The organism is Vibrio sp. CyArs1 (assembly GCF_022432925.1).
Taxonomy (GTDB): Bacteria; Pseudomonadota; Gammaproteobacteria; order Enterobacterales; family Vibrionaceae; genus Vibrio; species Vibrio mediterranei.
Map to the genome: position 1 here is coordinate 238969 of NZ_JAKRBO010000007.1, position 24618 is coordinate 263586.

Annotated in this window: 19 protein-coding genes and 1 other RNA gene; 7 read left to right on the forward strand and 13 right to left on the reverse strand. The window is 43.4% G+C overall.

Going from position 1 to position 24618, the window contains the following annotated elements; translation table 11 throughout:
- Positions 1-110 precede the first annotated feature (110 nt).
- Both MMA19_RS20280 and MMA19_RS20285 read right to left on the reverse strand, forming a co-directional pair.
- Positions 111-2267 (reverse strand): DEAD/DEAH box helicase, encoded by a 2157-nt coding sequence (locus MMA19_RS20280; protein ID WP_240207080.1) that lies wholly within the window; start codon positions 2265-2267, stop codon positions 111-113.
- Positions 2252-3979 carry a dsDNA nuclease domain-containing protein gene (locus tag MMA19_RS20285; RefSeq protein WP_240207081.1) on the reverse strand — a complete coding sequence of 576 codons (1728 nt, stop codon included), beginning with the start codon at positions 3977-3979 and terminating at the stop codon, positions 2252-2254. Before MMA19_RS20285 ends, MMA19_RS20280 begins: the two co-directional genes overlap by 16 nt.
- Before the next feature lie 546 nt (positions 3980-4525).
- Here MMA19_RS20285 and MMA19_RS20290 point away from each other — a divergent pair.
- The 4 genes from MMA19_RS20290 (at position 4526) to MMA19_RS20310 (ending at position 8671) form a co-directional block, all read left to right on the forward strand.
- Complete coding sequence (locus tag MMA19_RS20290; protein WP_240207082.1) at positions 4526-5293, forward strand: hypothetical protein; 768 nt, start codon at positions 4526-4528, stop codon at positions 5291-5293.
- 124 nt (positions 5294-5417) lie between these two features.
- Positions 5418-6062 (forward strand): hypothetical protein, encoded by a 645-nt coding sequence (locus MMA19_RS20295; RefSeq protein WP_240207083.1) that lies wholly within the window; start codon positions 5418-5420, stop codon positions 6060-6062.
- Between the two features lie 277 nt (positions 6063-6339).
- The gene (locus MMA19_RS20305) at positions 6340-7647 is read left to right on the forward strand and encodes an SIR2 family protein (protein ID WP_240207085.1); all 1308 of its coding nucleotides are present in this window, start codon (positions 6340-6342) and stop codon (positions 7645-7647) included.
- Between the two features lie 109 nt (positions 7648-7756).
- On the forward strand, positions 7757-8671 hold the full coding sequence (locus MMA19_RS20310) for a nucleotide-binding protein (RefSeq protein WP_240207086.1): 915 nt from the start codon (positions 7757-7759) through the stop codon (positions 8669-8671).
- A 172-nt stretch (positions 8672-8843) separates the two neighbouring features.
- On the opposite strand, the gene MMA19_RS20315 is transcribed toward MMA19_RS20310, so the two are convergent.
- The 3 genes from MMA19_RS20315 to MMA19_RS20325 form a co-directional block, all read right to left on the reverse strand.
- Positions 8844-10604 carry a site-specific integrase gene (locus MMA19_RS20315; RefSeq protein WP_240207095.1) on the reverse strand — a complete coding sequence of 587 codons (1761 nt, stop codon included), beginning with the start codon at positions 10602-10604 and terminating at the stop codon, positions 8844-8846.
- A 218-nt stretch (positions 10605-10822) separates the two neighbouring features.
- Positions 10823-10919, reverse strand: an RNA gene (gene ffs, locus MMA19_RS20320) — signal recognition particle sRNA small type.
- A 193-nt stretch (positions 10920-11112) separates the two neighbouring features.
- The gene (locus tag MMA19_RS20325; protein WP_031496556.1) at positions 11113-11853 is read right to left on the reverse strand and encodes a hypothetical protein; all 741 of its coding nucleotides are present in this window, start codon (positions 11851-11853) and stop codon (positions 11113-11115) included.
- Between the two features lie 51 nt (positions 11854-11904).
- Here MMA19_RS20325 and MMA19_RS20330 point away from each other — a divergent pair, with 51 nt between their 5' ends.
- On the forward strand, positions 11905-12207 hold the full coding sequence (locus tag MMA19_RS20330; RefSeq protein WP_124940781.1) for an MGMT family protein: 303 nt from the start codon (positions 11905-11907) through the stop codon (positions 12205-12207).
- A gap of 20 nt (positions 12208-12227) precedes the next feature.
- Here the strand turns inward: MMA19_RS20330 and MMA19_RS20335 are convergent, their stop codons facing one another.
- Entirely contained in the window at positions 12228-12683 is a 456-nt protein-coding gene (locus MMA19_RS20335; RefSeq protein WP_006071391.1) for a YbaY family lipoprotein, read from the reverse strand.
- 205 nt (positions 12684-12888) lie between these two features.
- Here MMA19_RS20335 and tesB point away from each other — a divergent pair, with 205 nt between their 5' ends.
- Positions 12889-13764 (forward strand): acyl-CoA thioesterase II, encoded by an 876-nt coding sequence (gene tesB / locus MMA19_RS20340; protein WP_038222333.1) that lies wholly within the window; start codon positions 12889-12891, stop codon positions 13762-13764.
- Positions 13765-13815: 51 nt separating this feature from the next.
- On the opposite strand, the gene MMA19_RS20345 is transcribed toward tesB, so the two are convergent.
- The 3 genes from MMA19_RS20345 to MMA19_RS20355 form a co-directional block, all read right to left on the reverse strand.
- Positions 13816-15255 (reverse strand): coniferyl aldehyde dehydrogenase, encoded by a 1440-nt coding sequence (locus MMA19_RS20345; RefSeq protein WP_240207087.1) that lies wholly within the window; start codon positions 15253-15255, stop codon positions 13816-13818.
- Positions 15242-16429: an iron-containing alcohol dehydrogenase gene (locus MMA19_RS20350; RefSeq protein WP_240207088.1), complete on the reverse strand. Its 1188-nt coding sequence runs from the start codon at positions 16427-16429 to the stop codon at positions 15242-15244. Before MMA19_RS20350 ends, MMA19_RS20345 begins: the two co-directional genes overlap by 14 nt.
- Before the next feature lie 108 nt (positions 16430-16537).
- Positions 16538-16999, reverse strand: a complete 462-nt coding sequence (locus tag MMA19_RS20355) for an Lrp/AsnC family transcriptional regulator (protein ID WP_240207089.1) — start codon at positions 16997-16999, stop codon at positions 16538-16540.
- Between the two features lie 122 nt (positions 17000-17121).
- Here MMA19_RS20355 and MMA19_RS20360 point away from each other — a divergent pair, with 122 nt between their 5' ends.
- Positions 17122-18189 (forward strand): PLP-dependent cysteine synthase family protein, encoded by a 1068-nt coding sequence (locus MMA19_RS20360; protein ID WP_240207090.1) that lies wholly within the window; start codon positions 17122-17124, stop codon positions 18187-18189.
- A 70-nt stretch (positions 18190-18259) separates the two neighbouring features.
- Here MMA19_RS20360 and MMA19_RS20365 read toward each other — a convergent pair whose 3' ends face one another.
- The 4 genes from MMA19_RS20365 to MMA19_RS20380 form a co-directional block, all read right to left on the reverse strand.
- Positions 18260-19354: a methyl-accepting chemotaxis protein gene (locus MMA19_RS20365; RefSeq protein ID WP_261359918.1), complete on the reverse strand. Its 1095-nt coding sequence runs from the start codon at positions 19352-19354 to the stop codon at positions 18260-18262.
- 210 nt (positions 19355-19564) lie between these two features.
- Positions 19565-19885, reverse strand: coding sequence for a DUF1244 domain-containing protein (locus MMA19_RS20370; RefSeq protein WP_006071398.1), 321 nt, complete (start codon positions 19883-19885; stop codon positions 19565-19567).
- 124 nt (positions 19886-20009) lie between these two features.
- Positions 20010-23138, reverse strand: a complete 3129-nt coding sequence (gene vexH, locus MMA19_RS20375) for a vibriobactin export RND transporter permease subunit VexH (RefSeq protein WP_006071399.1) — start codon at positions 23136-23138, stop codon at positions 20010-20012.
- Positions 23138-24223, reverse strand: coding sequence for an efflux RND transporter periplasmic adaptor subunit (locus MMA19_RS20380; protein ID WP_081875878.1), 1086 nt, complete (start codon positions 24221-24223; stop codon positions 23138-23140). The genes vexH and MMA19_RS20380 overlap by 1 nt, the downstream gene beginning before the upstream one ends.
- Between the last annotated feature and the right edge of the window lie 395 nt (positions 24224-24618).

Consider the following 24618-nt stretch of genomic DNA (forward strand, 5'->3'; position numbering starts at 1 on the left):
TGATGAGGAACCTTCGTAGTCGGCGCTTCATAACTCAGAACTTGGCCCACCCTAGTAGACCAATACAAAATTGCAGTTTTTACCATCTTAAACATTAACGACGTTCATGACTAATAAACGGCTTGTTTGATAAAGCTATGATCTATCGAGCTCAGCTTAGTGAAATGTTTATGGTACATCCGTAAATACCTAGTGAGAACATCAATGTTTGCTTCGCTTGATCGTTCAGTAGTGAGCTTTTCTAGAGTCTCTATAGGTATCCCCATTTCTTCCAATGCTGAGAATGACGGTGGCAAGTGGCTGTTTTCAAACAAATGAACTAGATAACCTAGATCTGCTTTATGTGGAATGTCTAAGTTCATCATCTCATAGTTGAGGAGATCTTCTAAGAGGAGCAATGCTCTAGTAACAGCGTGTTTAAAAATGTTTCTCGCAATTTTCAGTTCTTTATCGGTAGTTTCAGATCGTGACTTCTCATCCTCTCGTGATTTGTAGATATAGCGAATCCGGTCTTTTATATATGAGCTATGGTTGTCAGCATAAATATACCAACTCAATCGGTTTTGAAGGTCATCATTGTCGTAGAAGTGAAGGCTAACTTTACTGAGTGCGCCACTCTCAACTGTTTTGATAAAGCGGGAAAGCAATCCTAGATGATACTTTCTTGGCTTAGTCATTGTAGCTATTAGTTCCATATCAGAAACGGATAGTTCTGTTATTAATTCGTATGCGTCGGAAATGACTTCTACCTTATAAGACGAATGATTACGGATGAGCTCTATAGGTACATCGGACAATTTCACAAATTGATTAAGACTTTGGTTGCTTTGGTCAGATAGATGATCTGGCTGAATTCCTGCCAACAAGTTAATTGGTGAGTTATCGTTCTGCTGACCTAAGGGAAGCTCTACTACTTGTGCCTCTTTGTCCGGAATAGATTCAAGACAGAAAACGTTACCAACAAGGTATTGGTTCATTCGCCCAGCACGACCTGAGATGTTCTTGTGTGTGAAGCTATCAATTGATGGTGAACCTTTGCGATTGTCATAAATCACAATATTTTTTGCCGCTGTATTTACGCCTTCAATCATTGTTGAGGTACAAAGCAAATACTTTATCTGCTTTGAATTAAACAAGTCGATAGACTTTTGCTGAATAGCACGAGGGAGGGCACCATGGTGAATGCCAATGCCGTTGGTTAATGCCTTGGAGCAGGTCCAATCCTGACCATAGTTATTGACTAACCATTTATGATACTTCCTAAGTGGCCCAAGTTTTCTGTCTTTCACGCTTTCTAAGGTGCTAAGGAATTGAGCAACCTGTGCTATTGAAGTCGCAGATTTGCAGTAAATGATAGTTTGTTCTTGGTGCTTTTCTACAATCTTAGTCAGCTGTTCATTCTTGCTTTCAATGTCATTTGCAGCAATGTCATATTTGTGAATGTTTAGAGCTACGGTATTAAACTCGGAAGGGATGAATGTGTAGTCACGCCTTAAGTTCTCCATTCCTCGAATAGCATCGATATATGGCCCGATCATATAGAATTGTTTGGAGATAGTGAGCAGTTTACTTAGTGCTATGTTTAGGGCGATAACCCGCGATGGCTCATCGTTGCTGTAAGCTAACTTATAGAACTCATCAATAATGAATAGGTCTATATTGCGCAAGTCATCTCTCTCATTGACCCGTTCTTGGGTCAGTATATAAATGACTTTATCTTTACGTTTTAGCTGAGAGCCATGATGGATGATTTGAAATTCGTGGCCAAATTTTTTCTGAATCCGGCGCCTAGTTTCATCGATAAGAGCGATTGTTGGAACTACGATGACAATTGTGCTGAACTTCCGCTCTGCAATCAGAGCATCAATGATGGCACTTTTACCCATACTTGTTGGAGCACTCAATACAACGTTTTGTCCAGACGTTAGAAGCCTAAATACTTTAGCTTGCATTGAGTGGAAAATGAAATTGTCGTCAAAGTTGCTTCTGTATATATCAAGTACAAGTTCTTTTTCAGGTGATAGAGTAGGAAAGTATTTTTTGATGTATGGGAACAACCCGGCCTTTCGAAGTAAATTTTGTAATAATACACTCTGCCCTTCAAACAATGGCAACTGATCTAATGCTCGAATTAAATACTCTCGACCCAGCGCATTCAACTGTGGAGATGATAGACAGTCGCTAGCTTTTTTTAGATAAGAGAAAGCACTTAACTGTTCGTTTTGAACATCGTTAAGGCAGAGTTGAGGGTTTAGGTTAGAGTCCATTGCGATTCCCCTTGTTTCTGAACTGCACTGATAAGAGAGGCTAATGACGGAATAGGATATAGGTAGACTTCAATGTGTAAGTCTTCACAGAAATCATTTTTTAAAATCAGTTGGTCGATGAGAGCCTTAAATTGATGGATGACTTCACCTTCCAACTCTTCTAAGTAAGTTTCCTCCATTTCCTTCTTATTGCACTTAAGGTGGTTTGACTCATACCCAATAAAAAATACAAACCGTAACCTGTCTAGGCAGTCATCCAAAGACTTATTTGGTGCAAGTATCTCGTCTATATCGTGTTCAAGTAAGTAGCTATCATCTTTTGAAGATAGTATTTTTTCTTTCTGGCTTGAAAAAGCTTCCGATTCGATTAGGTCATCAAAGTTAGTGACAATTTCAACTAGCGACTCTCCAATATCAGTGCCAATAAGCTCGCTAAACCCCATTATTAGTTTATCTGGAGTATGGTCCTCTAAAACAATATGGACATTATCAAAGCAGGTCCTTTGGGCATCATCGATGTGTAACACTGCAGCTATTGGTTGCGATTTATACTCAGTTCTGATCGTAGAATGTAATAAAGCCTTCGAAACTAGATTGCTGATAAAATCGACGTTTTTACTATACCTCTCTGTAAAGGTAGAAAACTTTCTCGTAAGGTTTTCAGGGGTATTGTCTGCAATTTCCCCTGGCAGTAACAGAACTTCAGGTAGCCATTGGTGCAGGTTCTTAGCAATGATGTTATAGCTGTACTTTCTCTGATGATACTGCCCATGAAGGCCAATACATGATTTGTCACCCACAAGCTCATACATCTCTTTATCATGGAAAAACGATGAAAGAATAGCCTTTAGCTCAGCACGACTGGTTGCATACACTTTTACATGGCTACTACTGAGGTTTGCATAATGCTCAATTTCAGCATTAAACCATGGGATGAAATCCTTTCGGTGGTAAGACTTGTTCGCTACGGTCTTAAGTACCCTCGAAGTTGCTCCTTTATCCGTTACGTTTTTTAGCAACGAAGCAAGAATACGCTCAGGGTCTTCATTCGCACATAAGTAAATACCCTTCTGGTGGGCTGATTGTAGGATGAGCTTTGTGCAAAGTAGCTCAAGGTGTTCTCGATTTGGAATAACGGCCCACTCTGCATGATCCAGCCAGTATTCAGTGTCATTGCCGTTCGGGGAGCAAAACGGCGGAAGTTTTTTGCGATGACGATTGACGGCAGCTGTCAGTCTTTTTAACAGAGGTGCTCTTTCTTGGATTTTCTCACCTCGATCACTTAAGGGGACCTTAAGGTATCGAAGAGAATCGGTGACCTCTCTAGGGGTCAATATCCTAAAAAAGCCTGGTAATTTATCTTTATCACATTGGATGGATTTATGCAGAATTGAGTCTTCCTGACTGATAGTCTGATTGACCCTTTGACGCCCCGAAGGAGGAACGGTTTTAGTAGTAGCTTCAGCAAAATCTTTGATACACCATTTAGAGTCACCGTCAGTTGTTTTGACTTGGACGTATTCGATTCTGTTGTCGTATACCAAGTCAATATCATCTACAACTTCGCAGCGTACGGATATTAGTGATTTATCTCGAAGCATGCTGAGAACATAATAAGCAGCTGCTAAGTTCTGATATGTAAAACCTTTAAGCGCAGCGACACCGCCACTATCAGATTGATCCATAGCCATTTGGCCCATATTTTTACCCAATGTAGGTTCATAATTTTATTATCTTGCAGCCGAGTTTCGATGGTACCACTTATAGTAGGTACTCAAATATAGGCATAGGTGACAGTTTACATAAGAAAGAAGTTTTCTTGAAGCCCTAACAAGTGGTTCAAGGCAGACTCCCAACATGTGGCGCTTTTACCGAGTGTGAAAAACTCTAGCCTGCGATCTGTGCGTTTTCGATACTATATGTAATCCGTCAGTTATTAATCTAGCAAAATCTCTAGCAAGCTTTTGTCCAAGGACGTGCTGACGTCTATCTCGGCAAACACGTCTTTGCACCAAACCTTCACAGAACCTGCAAACGGAACACCTGAGCAGTACACCAATAGAGCAAGTTAATCTAATCTGTACTTTGTTCTCTTATACGGAATTTTTCCGTAATTCGACCCCGCAACTATATGCCGATTCACATAACAGGTTGATACAAGTTGAGTTTCATAATGAATGGCAGCAACATAGACGGAATTCAAAGACGGAAAAAGTCCGTCTAGTAAAGCGTTATAACCAAGGAGGATGCAGGTAACTATGGGTTCCACTATTTCAGGTAAGCAACTTCTTCAAATGAAGGCAGCTGTTGTTAAGGAGTTTGATAGTTCAAATTGGAAGGAACTAGCTGCATTAACTAACATGTTAGACCAAGTTGAAAGTCACCCTCGATTATTGAGAAGCCTGAGTTGGGGTGATGATGACTATGATGGATTAGCATTAACTTTTCTTAGAAAGATGATCGGTGCTAACGATGAAAATTTGAATATTGTGAAAAGCTATGTAGAAAACAAATGTGCTGACATCGGTGAGAACATCTCGAGCCTAGAAACTTCAGGTAGAAAAGTCGTATTTTCACCAAACATTTTTGCACTACCCTCAGATTCAGTTGATGAGAAATTGATTTCGGTAATGATGCCTTTTAGTCCATCACTATCTAGTGTCTATGAAGCAGTTCAGTTTGCAGCTACCGAGCAGGGAATGCAGTGTACGAGGGCTGATGATATTTGGCAGCACTCTACAATAATCCAAGATATATTTTCGCTTATTTTTAAGTCAACTATTGTGGTTTGTGATTTTACCGGCAAAAACCCAAATGTATTTTATGAAGCAGGTATAGCACATACTCTAGGCAAACATGTAATACCTATTACACAATCAGAGCATGACATTCCGTTTGATCTACAGCACCATAGATACATTATGTATCTAAATAATGGTGAGGGTATCGCTGAATTGCAACGAGCATTATCGGCAAGGATAGCTACGTTGAATGAACAAAGTGCTGGTAGCGGGAGTTGGTTATAACAAATTGCTCAAGAGTGACAGCTAACTTTTGGTTCGGTTGGCTTCAGTGTTTACCTCGCTTTGCTTGAGTTAAGTGGTCGGTTAGCTGCACCTTAGCAAGGCGTTATACATTTAGGAGAGTTAGGTGATCTCAACTTTAAAAAGTAAGGCTGTAGAAATTAGTGCACTATTTATTTCGTTGCTAGCTTTACAGACTTCATGCAGTAATCAAGAGTATGTTGAGGCGAGTTATCATAATGCACAAAAAGTGATCATAGTTAGTGATGTCATCCCTGAAGAGACTACAGCCGTCAAGTTAAGTGCTGTAAGCTCTGAAAAGCGTTTACTTTCTGCTGAAATAATTTATCCCGAGAAGTTTCTCTCTTCTAAGGACTACGTTAGTGGAGACGGTGTATTTAAAGTTGATCAAGAATTAATTGATAGGTTTAAGTTAGGGCTGAAATATGAAGGGGCTACAGAACCTTTCGAGCGTAGTGTTAGAATCCCAACAAAAATACATGCACGCTATGCTGCACAAGGTAGTGTTTATAACAACTCGTTCATATACGCCTTAGTTTTTCATATCGAAGTTATACCTAAAAAAGATAAGGAATCTTCGCCGGAAATAAAAATTAAAGGTGTAGAGTTTGATTATTTGTCGACATTCTCAAAAAACCTCTTGTTCATGGCTTGGACAATATTATTTGGTCTCGATGAGACAATGGACATTAATCAAATGTTTGAAAACGGTGTAACTTGGAGCGCGCTCAATACGCCGGGGAAATTATAAATGTAAAACAAACTGTTTAAGAGTGATTCGCAACGCGTGGTATTTTCACCATGCATTGCGTTTAGTGTTTAAGGTGGTGTGCGGACGCGTCGGTATTGCGTTGCTCACACCTTAACAGGGCGTTATGCAGCTAGAGCTCTAACAGCTTAGAGCATGATGTTAAGTGCAAAGTTGCTCATGTAGTGTCGTTGTAATCATTGGCAAGTTGAAAGCTATGAGGTAAGGTTCTTACCTTATTTTTCATATGTGACAAATATAATAATAAAAGGTAGTAATAGTGAGTTATTTCTATGAGATTGCTTATGCGGCAGAATCAGATCGCTTGTGTTTGTTCACAGGCACGGGTTTTTCTAAAGCAATAACGGATAGCAAGGCACCTAGCTGGCAGAGCTTGCTTGAAGACCTATGTGACATAGCCAGCAATGGGGAGGCACTTAAGTCTTCATTGTTCCCAGAAGGGAAGCCAATGCCCTTGGCGCTTGATGAAGCGGCTCAAGTCATCGCTATTGAAATGCAAAAATCAGGTAAAAGTATTCATGCTGAAACCGCTAGCTTAATTGAGCAAGTAAAATTGTCTACGACGGGCAATGAATCAATCATAGAATTTTTTACAGATCGTTCATTTCGAGTGGTTACAACAAATTATGACAAATTAGTTGAAGAGCTTTGTTTGGGCAGCCTAGTCCATTCATTCGCTCCTGGATTACCGATACCGAGGTCTAAGTCTCAAGTTAAAGTCTATCATATACACGGCTCTACAGATTCACCGGAAGACATGATTATTACCTCTGAAGACTATTTCAAATTCTTTCATGCTGAGTCATACTTCTCTCGTAAATTGAGCACTGTACTACACGAAAACACTGTTGTTATTTTGGGGTACTCTTTAGGAGATACAAATTTAAAGTCTATTATCAATGACTATAAAAAGTTTACAAATGACCATGCAATTGGCTCCAGTGTAATTTTTGTATCTAGGTCTCCAGTTTCTCAATATCTTAAAGACTATTATTCATATTGCTTCGGAATTCGTGTTATTGACAACATGGAAACTAATGAGTTCTTTAAACAATTAAATTTAGAGCTTAGCAAAGTCGAAGGGAAGCACGAGGCAAGTTTAGAAAACTTGAAAAAGGTTCTTTATAAAGGTAGCTCGTTTACTCCTTCGTATATCCGTATTGAAAGTTCATTTTTTGAAATTATTGCATCAATTAATGCATCAGGTTTGTCTTTGGTTAATGAAAAGGTCATTGGATTAATTGAAACAGTAATAACTGAAAAACGTAAGCTCACAGGCGAGCAAGGAGCGTGGGAGCAATACGAACAGTTAGCCAAATGGCTTGTTCACTTAGGTAGCATTCTCGACATTGGCTCAACGCCTCTCAAAGACGCATACTTAGAGATAGTACTCCGCTCTATGGAAACAATGCGGCAAGAGCTTTACCTTGGCTACTCTTGGCATGCTTATAAAGTTTGGGAAAATGGATGGACATCCATTACATCTCATAACAGAGCGTTAATACGAGCGTATATTTTAGAGAATTCTAGCTGGCCTGACGCACATAAAATCGTCAAAGCTGCATAACAGTCTGTTAAAGAGTGATTCGCAACGCTTGGCATTTTTGCTATGCGTTGCTCATCACCTTAACAGAGCGTTAGATTTCATGTGAGTCCGTGAGAATGGAGATTGTATATTGTTTAACTTAATTATTTCCCATGACCCTGAAACGTGGGATCTTACTCCTTATCAGTGCGATCGCAGTAGAGCGATTGTAGAGTACACTGCCGATGAAATTAGTGAGCGGTATAAGTTCTTCGATCAGAATGCGATTGAAGAGCTAAAAAGTTTCCCCACGCTATTTGTAACTGAAAACGAATCGGTCCAAACTCGGATTGGCTACATTACTGATATCAGGGTTAGAAAGAACTCGGTTGTACTCAGCTATGAATTTGACCCTATTTTTCCTAGCCTCCCAATTGGCGCAATTGAGTCTATGCGTGTTGACATTGACTTAGGGCGTTTCGAATTATCTCGTACGCATTGGGCAGTCAAAGATGAGCCTATTTTTGAAATTCTCATGAGGCGTGGATATTTAAACCAAGCTCAAGTAAACGCCGCCACACAGCGGCGAATGCCTCCTCCGCCTGTTGTTAGGCCTGATAGTCAAGATGATGCGGGGTTTAATAATTCTCAAGTATTCATTGTTCATGGACATGACGATATAGCAAAACTAGATGTTGCAAGTTTCATTTCTAGTTTAGGTTTACAGCCAATCATTTTGCATATGCAGGCAAGTTCTGGAATGACAATTATTGAAAAGATCGAACATTATTCAAATGTTGGTTTCGGTATTGTACTTTACACTCCATGCGATACAGGAGCTAAAGTGGGGGCTTTAAGTGGTCGGTATCGTGCGCGCCAAAATGTTGTGTTTGAGCATGGATACCTTATTGGTAAATTAGGTCGTCCACGAGTTTGTGCTGTTGTTAAAGGGGACATCGAAACACCAAACGATATTAGTGGTGTAGTTTACGTTGGGATGGATGCAAACCTCAACTGGCAAGAGCAACTAAAGATAGAAATGAGAAATGTAGGCTACCACGTATAGAAATCTAACAGGGCGTTACTTTTTTATACGTGGACTAATCCGTTACATTCTAATTTAGTAATATAACGGATTAGTCCGCAAGACCAGTGTAAGCCCGTAAGAATGGGCACACCATTACGTTTGCATCTGGGTGTTCCACTTATAATTCTATCTCCAGAGTTACATAGCCGCTCTACTTCATAGGCTTCACCTTTTTAAGGGCTTCATCAAATTTCACAGTCTCAATGTAGTTCCTCAAAGTAGCCAAATCCGCTTTACTGCCATAGGTATCGTAAGTGATGCTTCCATTCTTATGACCAACAATCGAAGCGGGTACCGCTGCTATAGAACCACGCTGCTTGAACTGATCGATAAACGTATGGCGGAAACTGTAAAACCGCTTCCCTTCGCCAGTTAAATCAATGTAGTTAGAAAAATATCTCTTGAACCACTCCCCAAACGATTTGTAATAACCTTCCTTTTTGCTGTAAGACAGCTCAGGGAACAGCCGCTCATCAGAAGCAAGTGGTTCAATAAATCGCTCAAAGCCCAACTCGATCAGCTTGCTGTGCACTGGTACTGCTCGTCGTGCGCGTTTGTTCTTTAGAGATTGGTCTTCATCTTGATTTGATAGCTGGAAGAACAGTATGTCGTCTCTGAGAACGCAATCCTTGCGTTTGAGCTGAGCAATCTCGTTAGGTCTCATTCCGCTGAGAAGCGCGATTAGAGGCATCCAGTATTGTGAATATTTGGGAATCCGCTTGGTGTAATGTCTTTTGATTTTATGTTCAGTGAAAATGGGTCGACTGAATATTTTTACAAGGTCGTTTTTGCTAAACGATGCAACATTGTCCTCTTCATCTAGCACTGGTCCACCGGTTTTAGATGCCAAACCGCAGAAGGGATTGATAGATTGAATAGGAAAATTGTCTCGTATCCAACTGTAGATCGTTGAGGTTTTCTCAATGTATCTGCCCACTGTCGATTCTGAAATCACCTCAAGTCCAGCACCTTGATTGATTTTAACCCATTGGTGCTTTGGAAAAGCATGGAAGCGTTTGTTGTTAATTTTAGAGTTGGAAACTTTAGGAAACTGTCGTAGTTGTGAGAGCGCATGATCTGCATGGGTGACGTTGATTTGAGTAATATCGTGAACCCCAATAAGCTCATGAACAAGAAGGCACATCTCAATCGTTTTCTGCGCTTCTAGCGCCACACCTTCACTATTCTTTCTTACCCCTAATTTGTTGTTTCGGTGTGTCTGGTATTGCTCGCAATACCAGCGGATATCCACCTCACTCGCGCTCACCGTAGCAGTGTTACTTTCTCTTTCATGCGCTTTCGAAGTAGCTATGTCAGTAGGGGTATCAACTGCAATGTTTTTTAAGGGGGGATGTTGCTCAAACTCCTCGAAACATTCATCTGGAGCAGCTTCCGTTGAACTCTCGACAGCATTTTTCCTTAATGCTTTCAGCACTCTCGAAAATTGTGAAAAGTCTAAATACTCCAAACCCTTACGAGCTTCCAGCATTAATTTATAGTGACGAACAAGCGTCTTTTGCGCTTTATTCTTAAAGGGTTCCTGACAGGTCAAACATTCGTCGTAAATCAGTGCCCACATTTGCTGGGCTCTTGCATCAGGTGATGTGGTGCTTGGATACAACTTATGAATGCAGTGTAGGTCTCTAGATGCGGATAAGGAGAGGGTCTGCTTGTCCTTACCTGACATCAACCTTCGCAGTGCTCCTTGAAGCTTTGGTGAAGCTGAAACCCTTTTGTATGCGTCTACAGCTAGGAACATATCCACTTTCATTCTGGCGGCCAGTTGGCAAGTGACAAGCTCTTTTCCCTCACAAGACGACGGTCGATCTATCGCGTCTTCTACCCTCCAAATGACGTCAACAAGCCGTTTTTCAAGCTCTAGAGCTTTCGAACGGGCCTCTCTTGGCGTCACTTTACCCAACGAATACTTATATTCAAATTGACCATAAAAATAGTCACGAACACGCCGAGGAAATTGGAAACGGAAAGTCCAAGAATGATTACTAGATTGAGTGAGATAGCGCATAGCTCAGTACCTAAGTTCAGTACCAGTCGCGTTTTCTATGCTATTTGAAAGGTGTGGTGCGTTATAACTCGTTGATTACAAATTACTAAACGCTAGATGGGTGGAAGCCCCAGCCACATCCCGGCACACAAATCACTCGCTGCGGCTGCTTCCTTCCGGACCTGACCGAGTTCACGAGCTATTGTTGCGGGAGGACCAGGGCCTCCATAGATTTTGTTGCGTTGCTTGGTGAAGGGTCACTGTTGCAAGGCGTGTGAGGATTATCAGGTATCGTGACGATGAATGCAAGGCCATCACTGCAAATTTGTACCCTAAGTAGATTAAGTGCTTACAGAATAGTCAAAGCGCAGACACTGTAGTCAATGTCTGCGCTTTTACTTGTTCAAAAAGGGCTTTAAGGTTCTTGCTGTTCTTCGTCTATGCTCAGAATGTAATCGGTCATCCATGCTGTGCCCAATAAACAGAGCCAAACAACAAATACTGGTTTAGGCACCTCTATCGATGGCACCACGACTAAGGCGGCAAAACCTACCGTGGGCAGTGTCCAGCACAACAGCTTGTTCCAACGAAATGTTTTCAGCCTTCCGAGACTTTCCATCGAAGCTAAAATTCCGGTCATACACAAAGATACCAGCGCGGCGTATGGCAAACCGGCCGCCCAAATTGGCAATATCAATGCCAATGACCACCAGCTATGCTCAGTTGAACCTTTCCAGTTTCGCGCCGCATACCAAGCAACGAAAACTGAGAAAGCTTGAACGAGTGTTACCATAGGGGTGCCACCTAATTTACCCGCGGATTGGGTGAGCATAATACCCACATTCAGGGTCAAGACTATGAGCCCTATGATGCTGACGACCCATATATTACTTCGTTTGGAAAACGCGACAGAAAACACTGGAATTAGTATCCAAACCGCCACCGACATCGCAATGGACTGAAGGGGCAAAGTGAGGCCATATACCACCATTGATGCAAGCAGCATCAGTCCTGCTATGCCACCCTGAGGCAAGATCCACAGCGCAGGGATCATCATCGCTAGCACAGGGATATCCCCTTCGGTAACGCTGATAGTTCTAGCACAAACTACAACAAGTAGACTTGTGATTATGAATTGAAAAACGGAAAATACCATAGCTCCTCCTTATTACCTATCCTTGGCAAAATGAACTAGGACATCTTCAGTATGGATCAATTTAAGGCGCAAATCTTTGCAGTAATTCACCAAATTCCACTTGGAAAAGTCGCGACTTACGGCCAAATTGCCAAAATGGCGGGCTATCCGGGTTATGCGCGCCATGTTGGTAAAGCCTTAGGCAACTTACCTGAAGGCAGTACATTACCTTGGCATCGAGTGATTAATGGCAAAGGGGAGATATCGCTGAAAGGAGATGATTTCTTGAGGCAGAGAGCGCGATTAATGGAGGAAGGTGTGGCGTTTTCAATCAAAGGTAAGGTTCGTTTGAAAGAATTTGGATGGCAGCCATAACTGCCATCCAGTGATAGGTATTAGCGCACTCCAACTAACATCATATTTACGTTTGCTGTTTGGTTCGCGTCTGTGATAACAGGGTACGAGGTATCACTGATAAAACGCAGCTTGCCATCTACTTCAATGCGAGCGCTCACACTATAAGTATGCTTCGCTTTAATATCTGCCATGTCGTAGCTTAACTCAAAATCAAACGGCACTTGTGCACCATCGGTTGTAAAGGTTTGCTCACTGATCACTGTGGCAGCAACGTCTTGTAGCGATACATCTTGAAGTTTCACTGTCACTACGGCATTAGGCGGTAATGCAATACGCTCTCTGTAAGCAATTGTGCCTTTCACTGATGACATACTGTCTTCCATCTTCTTCTGTTGTTCAACTTGAGATGCCGCGTCTGATTGAGGTGCAGATTGACACCCTACCAAGCCTAGACCTAAAGCAATAACCAGCGTGCCGATGAGTGTCTTTTTCATGATGCCTCTCTTGAGTTTTTGATTACGACCTGTGCAAAAAACAGGAACAATATGCAATAAACATATCAGATATACGGTATCTCGCTTAACAAGAACACGCTTTTTTTCAATAAATTCACCCAATTCCTACATTTTTCTCTGCTTGACGAAATTGACAGCAAAACCCACACTTGGCTAATAAAGTTATGAATAAAAGATGGGTGCTATGAGTAAACCACTAAGCGATTTATTAGAACTATTACAGCTAGAACAGCTCGAAGTTGACTTGTTCCGAGGGCAAAGTGAGAACCTCGGTTTACCGCAAGTTTATGGCGGCCAAGTGATTGGACAAGCGTTGTCTGCAGCGCGTTATACCGTAGCTGAAGATAGAACAGTTCACTCCTTCCACAGTTACTTTCTCTACCCCGGTGACCCAGAAAAGCCCATCATTTACGATGTAGAAAACCTGAGAGATGGCAAGAGTTTTAGTACTCGCCGCGTCAAAGCCATCCAAAATGGTCGCCCCATTTTCTACTTAACGGCAAGTTACCATGGTGAGGCTCCGGGCTTTGAGCATCAAAGCGCTATGCCAGAAATACCGGGACCAGAAAACTACGCTTCAGAATCTGAATTGGCAGCACGAATCGCTGACTTTCTCCCAGAAAAGCTTCGCAAAGCTTTTTGCGGTGAAAAACCGATTGAAATGCGTCCGGTGACCGTCATCAATCCATTGAAGCCAGAGAAGGCAGAGCCCAAACAATACCTTTGGATTCGTGCGAACGGTGAGATGCCAGACAATCAGCTTATCCACCAGTACCTACTTGGATACGCATCTGATTGGGGTTTCTTAACTACCGCACTGCATCCCCATGGTGTTACCTTGTTAACCCCTAAATTTCAGGTTGCCACCATCGACCATTCCATCTGGTTCCATCGTCCTGTAAAAATGGATGAGTGGTTGTTGTACGTAATAGATAGCCCGAACGCTAGTAACTCTCGAGGATTGGTTCGTGGCGAAATTTTCAACCAAAAAGGTGAGCTCATTGCTTCTTCAGTTCAAGAAGGGGTTATGCGCTTTACCGACGAAACGTCACGATACTAATAAAAAGGCGGGGAGTCGTCCCCGCCTTTCGTCCTTACTCTGATTCTCAGGTTAGTGAGGGTATTTGCCCCACTTTCGATTGATTAGATAATTCACCACACGACGAGCGAATCCTGAGTAAGGTGAATGTAAAAAGCCAATCGCTGACATCTTGCCTTGGTGCATGATTGGACGCAGTTTAGAAAAAGTCTCAAACCCTTCGCGCCCATGATAATGCCCCATACCACTTGGTCCTACACCACCAAACGGCAAATCATGCTGTGCCACATGAAGCATCACATCATTGATGGTTAGCGCGCCGGACATGGTGTTTTCCAACACCGCTTGTTGCAGTTCTTTATCATCAGAGAATAGATACAGCGCCAGTGGTCGGTCACGTTCATTAATGAAATGGTAAACATCGTCCATGGATTTGTAAGTCAGCACTGGCAAGATAGGACCAAAAATCTCTCTGGTCATGACAGGCTCATCGCAAGCGGGGCTTACCACTAAATGTAAAGGAAAACGTCGAGTCTGAGCGTCTGGCTCACTTGCTGGGATAAGGTTAATCACCTCGCCCTGCCCTTCCTTCGCCGATTGAAGCGTCTCGTTAAGACGAGTAAACGACACCTCATCTATCACTGCAGTGTAGTCTGGGTGGTCAATGGTTTTATAACGACTCTTCATCACTGATTTCGCCGCTTTAATCACCTGCTTGAGCTTGTCTTCCGGTACTAACAAATAATCCGGAGCCACACATGTCTGCCCAGAGTTATACACTTTGCCGCCAAGGATACGCTTTAGTGCTTTCTTCACATCGTAATCTGGTGCGATGATGGTTGGCGATTTTCCGCCCAATTCTAAGGTCACCGGTGTTAGATTTTCTGCCGCCGCCGCCATAACCTTGCGGCCCGTCGCACCTGAACCAGTAAAGATAAGATGGTCAAATGGCAGTTTTGAGAACGCTTTACCCGTCGAGCCAGTTTCGGAGATAAAACACACTTCATCTTCGGTAAATGCACTGGAAAATGCTTGCGCTAAAGCTTGGCAGAGATGAGTTGAGTTCTCCGACATTTTTACCATGACACGGTTACCCGCAGCTAACGCGGCGGTCATAGGCCCCACAGCCAAATAAAGGGGATAGTTCCAAGGTACGATAATCCCAACGACACCTAACGGTTGAGGCACGACTTTATTTCTCGCAGGCCAGAACCAAACTGAAGTATGACGTTGTTTTGGACGCATCCATTTTTTTAGCTGCTTTCTGGCATCAATAATGCCATCAATGGAAGAAAAAATTTCTAGCAGCGCTGTTTCTGTTGAAGAACGATGCCCAAAGTCCTTAGCGATGGCTTCACAGATCTCAGATTGATTCTCTCGCAGGATTTTTTCCAGTTTGAGCAGGTTGACGCGTCTGAGTTCGCGACTAATACAAGGAGACTCTTTAAATGCGACTTTCTGTTCTTGAAGCCGCTCTATCATCTGTTGTTCATTGAGTTCAACTGCACTCATTATGCGCTCCTGTATCAAGTAATGTGTCTAATAGTTGTTGGCACTCCGCTACCGTCATCTCTTCAGGTACCGGATACTCACCAAACGCTTCCTTAATCGCTTGTTTTGCCAAGCGAGGAATGTCGGACTTCTTAAGCTCCGGTATCACCGTTGGAATATTCAGAGTACGGAGCAACGAATCGACATTTTCAATAAAGTGATGACTGTCTTTATATCCCAAGGCCAGCGACAGTTCTGTCAGTCTGGCGTTATCTCTTTGTTCAATAAAGCGAAGTACATGGGGCAAAACCACCGCATTGGCCCTGCCATGGGGAACATGGTAAAAAGCCCCTAGTTGATGGGCAATTGCATGAACATAACCAATATAAGTTCGAGTAAACGCCAAGCCAGCCTCATAGCTCGCTATAGCCATTTTTTCTCGCGCGACTTTGTCACTACCTTGCAGATAAGCAGCTGGAAGATAGTCGAAAATTGCTTGAATTGCGTTGATTGAGCACGTTTCAGTAAAGGTATTTGAATATTGGCTCAGATAAGATTCAACGGCATGAGTTAAGGCATCCGCCCCTGTTTCTGCGGTAATTTGTGCGGGTAACCCCAACATAATATCAGGGTCTAACACCGCCACTTTCGGGACTAAGAACGGATCGGTAATAGAGCGCTTCATTTTGGACTCTACATCGCTGACTACCGCCGCTACCGTCCCTTCAGAGCCTGTACCTGCTGTTGTTGGAATAGCAATAATGGGCATCAGTGGACGGTGTACTTTAAGCAATCCCGTCAGCTTAGAGACATCTTTGTTAGATTTCGCACTGCCAGCAATCGCCTTAGCGCAGTCCATTGGTGACCCACCTCCGAACGCAATAATGCCATCGCAACTCTGCTGTTTATAACGCTCAACGCCTTTGCGAACCGTGGCAAAGTCGGGGTCAGGAAGGACTTCATCAAACAAACTGTATTCAATAGCGGCGGCGTCCAATGCGGCCAGCATATCATCGAGCAGCCCCAGTTTTCTCAACACTCCATCCGTTACCACTAACGGCCTTTTCACTGAATACTGATGACATAGTGATGGAACGTTAAGTACTTGACCAGAGCCCGACAAGCACTCTGGCTTAGGCACTGGTACCATTTTGATAAACGGTTTTTTTACCGACACCATTAACTGATGCAGCATATGACACTCCTTTGCCTGCCAATTTTGATATGAATCTAGTCTATTTTTATAGAGTGATTACTCAGACGAAGCAAGCTTGATGGCAATAAGTTGAGAGCTTTTACTGAATCAACGTATCGGTAACGCCGTGGTGTACTTCAACGGTTCCATCGCAAATGTAGAGGTCACATTAGACAAACCATCAATGCTATTGACTAGCTTTTTGTAAAACTCATCAAAGCACTTCATGTCTTTAACCAGCACTTTCATCATGTAGTCATACTCACCAGCCATGCGATAAAACTCCATCACTTCCGGAAAAAGTGATGCGGCTTCGACAAATTCTTTATACCACTCATGTGAGTGATCAGTCGTTTTGACTTGCACGAAAGCGGTGAATGACAAGCCGAGCTTTTCTGGATCTAGCAAAGCAACACGTTTATCAATGATTCCTTGATCTTCGAGTTTTTTTAGTCGCTTCCAACACGGTGTAGTTGTCAAATTTACCGCATCAGCTAACTCATTTAGTGACAAGGTGCCGTCCTGTTGTAAAAGTGCAAGCAACTTTTTATCGGTATTATCTATATCCACCAAACTCTCCAAATAGAAAACTTTTCTACTAATTTGCAAAACCACAGACAATATAGCAAAGTTTTTCTCTGGGTATGTAGGTAAATTATCACCATATTAAAAAGAAAATAGGACGCTCAACTATGCACAACGACCAAAAATGGGTAAATGACGCCATCCGTAAAATTGAGGCAGACTTCCAACGCTCAGCCGATACGCACCTCATCAAACTCGATCTTCCAAGCATCGAGGGTATTGATGTTTATCTAAAAGATGAAAGTACACACCCTACTGGTTCGTTAAAGCACCGTTTAGCGCGTTCTCTTTTCCTTTATGCACTTTGTAACGGTTGGATTGGTCCAAAGACGACGGTTATTGAATCATCATCAGGTAGCACTGCGGTTTCTGAAGCTTACTTCGCGCGCCTACTTGGTTTGCCATTTATCGCGGTTATGCCAAAGAGCACAGCTCGTAAGAAGATCGAGCAAATCGAATTCTATGGAGGTAAAGCACACCTAGTTGATCGTCCTGACCAAATCTATGCCGAATCTCACCGCTTAGCGAAAGAACTTAACGGTCACTATATGGACCAATTTACCTACACAGAACGTGCTACAGACTGGCGTGGTAACAACAACATTGCCAACTCTATTTTTAATCAAATGGAGCTAGAAGATCATCCGATTCCTACATGGGTAGTAATGAGCCCAGGGACTGGCGGTACATCTGCAACAATCGGACGCTTTATCCGTTATCAAATGCACGACACTAAATTGTGTGTTGTCGACCCAGAGAATTCCGTGTTCCATGACTTCTTCAAAACAGGTAATGCTGATATTACCGGTGACTGTGGTAGCAAAATTGAAGGCATTGGCCGCCCTCGTGTGGAGCCTAGCTTTATCCCAGGTGTGGTCGATGAAATGCGCACCATTCCTGATGCGGCAAGTATTGCTACCATCCACTGGTTGGAGAAAATGTTAGGTCGTAAAGTCGGGGCATCGACAGGTACTAACTTATACGGTGTGTTGCAATTGGCTGGCGAAATGAAAAAGCGCGGCGAGAAAGGCTCTATTGTCACCCTACTCTGTGACAGTGGCGAGCGTTATCTAGACACTTACTACAACGCAGAATGGATTAATAACAACATTGGCGATCTACAACCTTACACTGACAAGCTAGAAGGCTTCGAAGCGACAGGTGAACTGGCTTAATCTTCAATGAAGACCAAACGCCACTTCGGTAAGCGAAGTGGCGTTTTTGTTTGTTACGATTCAAACAGTATTAATAGCGCTGATAATCAGATTTAACACGCTCTTGAGCTTCCGAAATATAGTGTACAAGGTCTCTATAACTATCATCTAACTGGCCAATCAGTTCCACATCAGCTTCATCATTCGCCACGTGCTGCAGGCAATCATGATAAGACTTGGCTTTGTCACCGAAAAACTGCAAAGGCCCACCAACACTCGCTAACTGGCGGGTTTCATCATGATGAGCGACTATTTGGCCGAAGATGGTTTCGTGCTCTTTGAGCTCTAATAGCGAATGCTCGTATTCGGCGCCGATGAGTTTAGAATGGGCAGTCGTCCACATATTGGTGTATTGTGCGATTGCGCTTGAAGCGTAAATATCTACTGTGCTTTTGTAAATCACATCTACCGTATCAGATGAGAGAGACAAAATAGACTGGGTATCTTGCACTATCTCTGCCGCGCCTCGTGACGCTTCCGCTACTTGGCTTGAGACCAATTCAATATTATCCCCCGCTCGGTTCGTGCTGCCTTCAATGCGTTCAACCAATCCCGAAATTTCACTGGCGGCTTCATTGGCTCTACCCGCCAATGAACGTACTTCATCCGCCACTACCGCAAAACCACGTCCATGCCCGCCAGCGCGCGCCGCTTCAATGGCAGCATTTAACGCCAGTAAATTCGTTTGCTCGGATATCTGGTGGATAATACTAATAAACTGAGTGATATCGCTGGTAAGTACCTGAAGAGCTGCAACGGTTTCTTTGCTCATTGCCGCTGACTGAGAGACTTCATCCAACGACTGATACATAGCATGCAACTGCTGCTGTGTGCTTTCAAACACGCCAAGATTAGCCTGCAACTGATCACTTTGAGCGATAAGTTGGTTATTGGCCAGTTCAATATTGGCGGTGGTGGAGATCAGTTGCGTCGTCACGCTATTTAAGAATCGACGCGAACGGGTTTTCTGCGAAGACAACAGCTGCTCCAGCCGCTCGATAGTTTGCTCACGAAGCGCCAACTCTTGCTGCAATTGCTCAATCTGGCAAGCGAAAGTGTCCGTCTGTTGTTTTTGCTGTTGCAACTGCTGCTGAGTGTTTAGTAACTGTTTTTTGGATGCAAACATAAATCATGACCACTGCGGTTCTTGTTATTCTTTATTAACGTTAGCATTGAGGTGCTAAATAGAAATGGACTAAAGAGTAAGTTGTGATTAGTGGCAGTGGGTATACCCCGATTAGGGTATGGACGGGTGAGCGTCTTGCGGCGATTTATCGACTTAAATGGCTATCACAAAAAAGTGATTCTCTTCCTCAAAAGGAAGAGAATCTAATGACTATTTCTTGTTTTGACGCGCTTCAAACGCGGCCAACTGTTCAGGTGTCGCTTTAGGTTGGTGGTTGGTTTTCCACTCATCATAAGTCATACCGTAAACACGCTCTCGGGCATCATCGATGTCCAGCGCCAATCCTTCATTTTCAGCTTCTGCTTTATACCATTTGCTAAAACAGTTACGGCAGAATCCTGCAAGAATCATAAGATCGATGTTCTGCACATCTTTGTTTTCATCAAGGTGAGTCAACAGCTTACGAAATACCGCCGCATCCAGTTTATCTTGCTGCTCTTGAGGAAGATCTTTGTATTTAAATTCAGCCACTTTACTTTCCTTATTGATTGTTTTTGTACTCAACAATCCTAACCAACAAACGAAAAAATGCCCAGTCGAAACTGAGCATTTTATGAGACTAATTGAAACCGTGATTTTAATTTAATCTGTGGTTTTAGCTGTCGGTTAACTCGCCATGACTGGTTCGCGCTTTGACGTCGTGACTCAGCGCTTTATTGAGCTCAGCTTCAACATGCCCTGGCGCTTTGGTCTTAGCAGAGATAAGTCGATACATCGCTGGGATTACAAACAAGGTCACTAAGGTAGCGAAAGCCATACCAAAGAAGATTACCGTACCCACTGCGACTCTACTTTCATAGCCTGCTCCAGTAGACAGAATCAGCGGAATTGCCCCCGCGAGCGTAGTAAATGCCGTCATCATGATGGGTCGTAAACGTCGTGCTGAAGCATCGATAATGGCTTTTTCAAACTCAACGCCTTTATCACGTAACTGGTTGGCAAATTCTACAATCAGGATGCCGTTCTTGGTCACCATACCGATCAACATGATCATGCCGATCTGGCTGTAGATATTCAGTCCTTGCTGCATGATTACCAGACCTAAGAAGCCACCAAAAACGCCCATAGGTACGGTAAACATTACCACGAGAGGGTTCACGAAGCTTTCAAACTGAGCGGCTAGTACGAGATAAGCCACCAGCAAAGCCAAACCAAACACGACTAAGATACTGGATTGGTTTTCTTTGAAATCTTTCGATTCACCCGCATAGCTTACCGAGATATCACCAGGGAGCATTTCCACAGCTTGTTGGTCCATGAAATCGAGCGCTTCACCTAATGTGTAACCGTCCGATAGGTTGGCCTTAATGGTGATCGATTTCTGCTTGTTGTAGTGTGACAAACGAATTGATGATGCCACTTCTTCGATGGAAGTCACCGCATCTAGAGTAACCAACTCGCCGGACTTAGTTCGCATATAGATCTGACTTAAATCATTGGCGTTATTAAAGTTATTCTCATCACCACGCAGATACACGTCATACTCTTCGCCGCGTTCTACATAGGTGGTTTCACTTTTACCACCAAGCATGATCTCTAACGTATCCGAGATATCAGACACACTAATGCCTAACTCTGCGGCACGCTCACGATCAATCGTCACAACAAGTTCTGGCGTTTTCTCAGAATAGTCGGTACTTGCCCCTTCCATAAACGGAGACTGTTCCGCTGCCAACTCTAGTTTATCCGCCCACGTCTGTAGCTCATGATAATCCGAACCACCAATAACAAACTGGACAGGTTCGCTCGACCCACCTCGGAAACCCGGCATAAATGGGAAGACACGGACATCGGCAATACCCGCCAAAGACTTTCTCACCACATTGAGAGATTCTTGTGCCGTGATATCACGATCATTCCAATCCTCTAATATCATGATAACAAAGCCCGTTTGGTCACCCGCATTACCGCCAAAGGCAGGCGATTGAATACTAAACGACTTTAAGAAACCTTGCCCTAATAGCGGCATAAGACGTTTCTCAACGATGTCCATATTTGCAGCCATACGGTTATAACTGGTCGCATCGGCACCGCGAACGAAGGCAAAAATAACGCCACGGTCTTCTGACGGTGTTAATTGGGCAGGGACTTGTTGCATCAATTGGAAACTACCGCCAATACAAGCCACTATGACAATTGGTGCCATCCATCTCAATTTAAGGGCTTTAACCAAAGCCGCTTTGTAGCCGCGCTCAAGCTTTCTAAACCCCTTGTCGACAAACTGAGTAAAGCGATTCGGTTTCACATTGGCTTTTAGAATAGTGCTTCCCAACACCGGCGTTAGCGTCAATGCTATCAATGAGGAAAAGATCACCGACATCGCCAGTAATACCGAAAACTCAGTAAACAGCAACCCGATCATGCCATCCATAAATGAGATAGGCAGGAACACCATCACCAAAACCAGTGTAGTGGCAATAACGGCAAACCCTACCTCACGCGTCCCTTTATAGGCCGCTAACAGAGGTGACTCCCCTCGTTCGATATGGTGGAAAATGTTTTCGACTACCACAATGGCATCATCGACCACCAGACCGATTGAAAGGATCAGTGCCATTAAGGTAATTAAGTTTATAGAGAAGCCAAAGAAATATGCCGCGATAAAAGACGAGATGAGCGACACTGGAACCGTCACGGCTGGAATCAATGTAGCTCGAGCTTGGCCAATAAAGATGTAAAGCACGAGGATAACCAAACCGCCGGTAATAAATAGTGTGTTATACACTTCTGAAATCGAGCGATCGATAAAGACGGTAGAATCGTAGTCAATCGCCAGTCTGGTTCCTTGTGGAAGGAACTGCTGCATGCGCTCAACTTCTTTATGAACTAAGTCAGCGACTTGTAGCGGATTTGCGTCAGATTGCGGCACAATCCCCATACTAACGTTGACGACGCCATCACTCTTAAAGGTCGAGTTTTCGTTTTCTGCGCCCACATAAACATCAGCGACATCTTTTAGGTAGATAGGTGTATTATCACTAGCGCGCTTAACTACCAGATACTCAAAATCGACAGGTGTGTTGTAAGCGCGTGCGGTACGCACTGACATCACAGTGGCATCATTTCGAACTTCGCCGCCTGGGCTTTCGATGTTTTCGCTGCGTAGTGACGAGGTAATATCTGACGTTGTCACACCGCGACCAGCCATATAGGCAGGCTTGAGCTTAATGTACATCACCTGATATAGGCCACCTGAAATATCCACCGAGCTCACGCCAGAGATAAGACTGAAACGGTCGACCAAAACACGGTTCACATAATCAGTAAGCTGAGTGCGGTCCATCTCTGAAGAGCTAAGGTTGATGTACAGCGACGCTTCACCACTACCATTGTTCTTAAACACCAGAGGATCATCCGCCTCATCTGGAAGAGCGCGCTGCGCACGGGCTACGGCATCACGAATGTCACTAACACCGGTATTCAAGTCATAGCCGAGTTCAAATGTCACTGTAATACGTGACATGCTGTTTCGCGTGGTCGACTCTATTTCATCAATACCACTGATACCAGAAAGTTGGTCTTCAATCACAGAGGTGATCTGACTCTCAATGATGGTAGCCGATGCCCCTTCATAACGAGTAGAGATAGAAACAACTGGGTTTTCAATGTCCGGCATTTCACGAACGGCGAGTTTACTAAAGGAAACAATACCGAACACGCAGAGCAGCAAGCTCAATACGATTGCCGCTACCGGACGTTTAACAGAAACATCAGATAACAACATTAGCTCGCTTCCTTGTCATTGCCCGCTGGCTTGTCACCGGTGCGACCTGCTGTCGGTTCGGATTTCACTTCTTGAACCGAGGCACCATCACGCATATTTACGATACCTTGAACCACTATACGCTGGCCGATTTCTAAACCCTTTTCAATCACCACTTGGTTACCAACGCGCGCGCCCAAGAATACTTCCGTGCGATGTGCCTTGTTGTTTTCATCAACGACGTAAACAAAACGCTTAGTACCCGAATATTCCAAAGCCTGAACTGGAATGATAGGTGCTTCAATTGGTGGAAATTCCATTCTAGCTTGCGCAAGCATGCCTGGTTTTAAACGGTTTTCATCATTTTCAAAATGAATACGAACTCGAAGGTTGAGGGTTTCCTGATTCACTCGGGTATCGATTGCAACCACTTTACCTGTGAAAATACGTGTACCCCAAGCTGATGTTCTGGCGGTCACATCCATGCCTTTTTCAAGCATAGGTAAGTAGTGTTCAGGAACTTGGAGGTCGAGTTGCATCGTCGAGAGGTCATCTAAAGTCAGCAGTTCAGTACCCACACTGACCAGTTTTCCTCGGCTAAAGTCAATTAAGCCCACAGTACCTGTAAAGGGCGCTTCGATATAAAGATCGTTAAGGTTAGCATTGGCCGCGTCTAATCGCGCATTACCAATTTCTACCGCAGCTTTCTGAGCATCAATTTCGGTTTTAGTAATTGCATTGCGGTCTACTAGACGCTCAAATTCAGCAAGGATACGCTTTTGATCACGGGTATAAGCCTTTGCTTCAGCGACAGCAGCTCGCGCTTTATCGTCATTAAGTAAGACCAAAGGCTGACCTTTTTCAACCTTTTGGTTAGCGGTGACTTTGATTTCATCGACGATACCGTTGACTTCCGAGGCGATAATAACTGACTGATCCGCTTCTAATTTGCCGACTAATGAGAGAGATTGAGAAACTTGATGGATGGCAACAGGTTCAGTCACTACTGAGATAGCCTTGGAGCCAACGTTCCTTTTGGCGAAGGTTGCTGGTGAAGCACTAAGAATAGACAGTGCCAGCAAACCGATTATTGTTTTGTTTTTCATCGTGTTTGTCTTCAGTGTAAAAACTACAGATAGTGTAGCGAGTAATACGAGGAGTAACGTCAAGAAGTGTAAATGTATTCTAAAGAGATTATTTACATTTGATGCTCATCTATTTAGAAACCATCCACGTACAATCAATGTAACACCGCGCTGGTTAATAAATAATGACTAAAAACACGCTTTTTAAGCGTCTTTGTCCAAAAAGGCACCATTCAATTCAAAATCCTCAAAAAAGGGTTTACAGCTATGCGCAGTTTGTTATGATGCGCTCCGCACTTGAGTGATGTGTTGGGAAAACATCAAACAAGTATAAAAACTCCTGGGGGGGTTCCCGAGTGGCCAAAGGGATCAGACTGTAAATCTGACGGCACTGCCTTCGATGGTTCGAATCCGTC

Excerpts from the sequence above, each read along its gene's own strand:
- MMA19_RS20280 (WP_240207080.1), bottom strand. The coding sequence starts at position 2,267 with ATGGACTCTAACCTAAACCCTCAACTCTGCCTTAACGATGTTCAAAAC.
- MMA19_RS20290 (WP_240207082.1), top strand. The coding sequence starts at position 4,526 with ATGGGTTCCACTATTTCAGGTAAGCAACTTCTTCAAATGAAGGCAGCT.
- MMA19_RS20325 (WP_031496556.1), bottom strand. The coding sequence starts at position 11,853 with ATGGTATTTTCCGTTTTTCAATTCATAATCACAAGTCTACTTGTTGTA.
- MMA19_RS20330 (WP_124940781.1), top strand. The coding sequence starts at position 11,905 with ATGGATCAATTTAAGGCGCAAATCTTTGCAGTAATTCACCAAATTCCA.
- MMA19_RS20335 (WP_006071391.1), bottom strand. The coding sequence starts at position 12,683 with ATGAAAAAGACACTCATCGGCACGCTGGTTATTGCTTTAGGTCTAGGC.
- tesB (WP_038222333.1), top strand. The coding sequence starts at position 12,889 with ATGAGTAAACCACTAAGCGATTTATTAGAACTATTACAGCTAGAACAG.
- MMA19_RS20345 (WP_240207087.1), bottom strand. The coding sequence starts at position 15,255 with ATGAGTGCAGTTGAACTCAATGAACAACAGATGATAGAGCGGCTTCAA.
- MMA19_RS20350 (WP_240207088.1), bottom strand. The coding sequence starts at position 16,429 with ATGCTGCATCAGTTAATGGTGTCGGTAAAAAAACCGTTTATCAAAATG.
- MMA19_RS20360 (WP_240207090.1), top strand. The coding sequence starts at position 17,122 with ATGCACAACGACCAAAAATGGGTAAATGACGCCATCCGTAAAATTGAG.
- MMA19_RS20365 (WP_261359918.1), bottom strand. The coding sequence starts at position 19,354 with ATGTTTGCATCCAAAAAACAGTTACTAAACACTCAGCAGCAGTTGCAA.
- vexH (WP_006071399.1), bottom strand. The coding sequence starts at position 23,138 with ATGTTGTTATCTGATGTTTCTGTTAAACGTCCGGTAGCGGCAATCGTA.
- MMA19_RS20380 (WP_081875878.1), bottom strand. The coding sequence starts at position 24,223 with ATGAAAAACAAAACAATAATCGGTTTGCTGGCACTGTCTATTCTTAGT.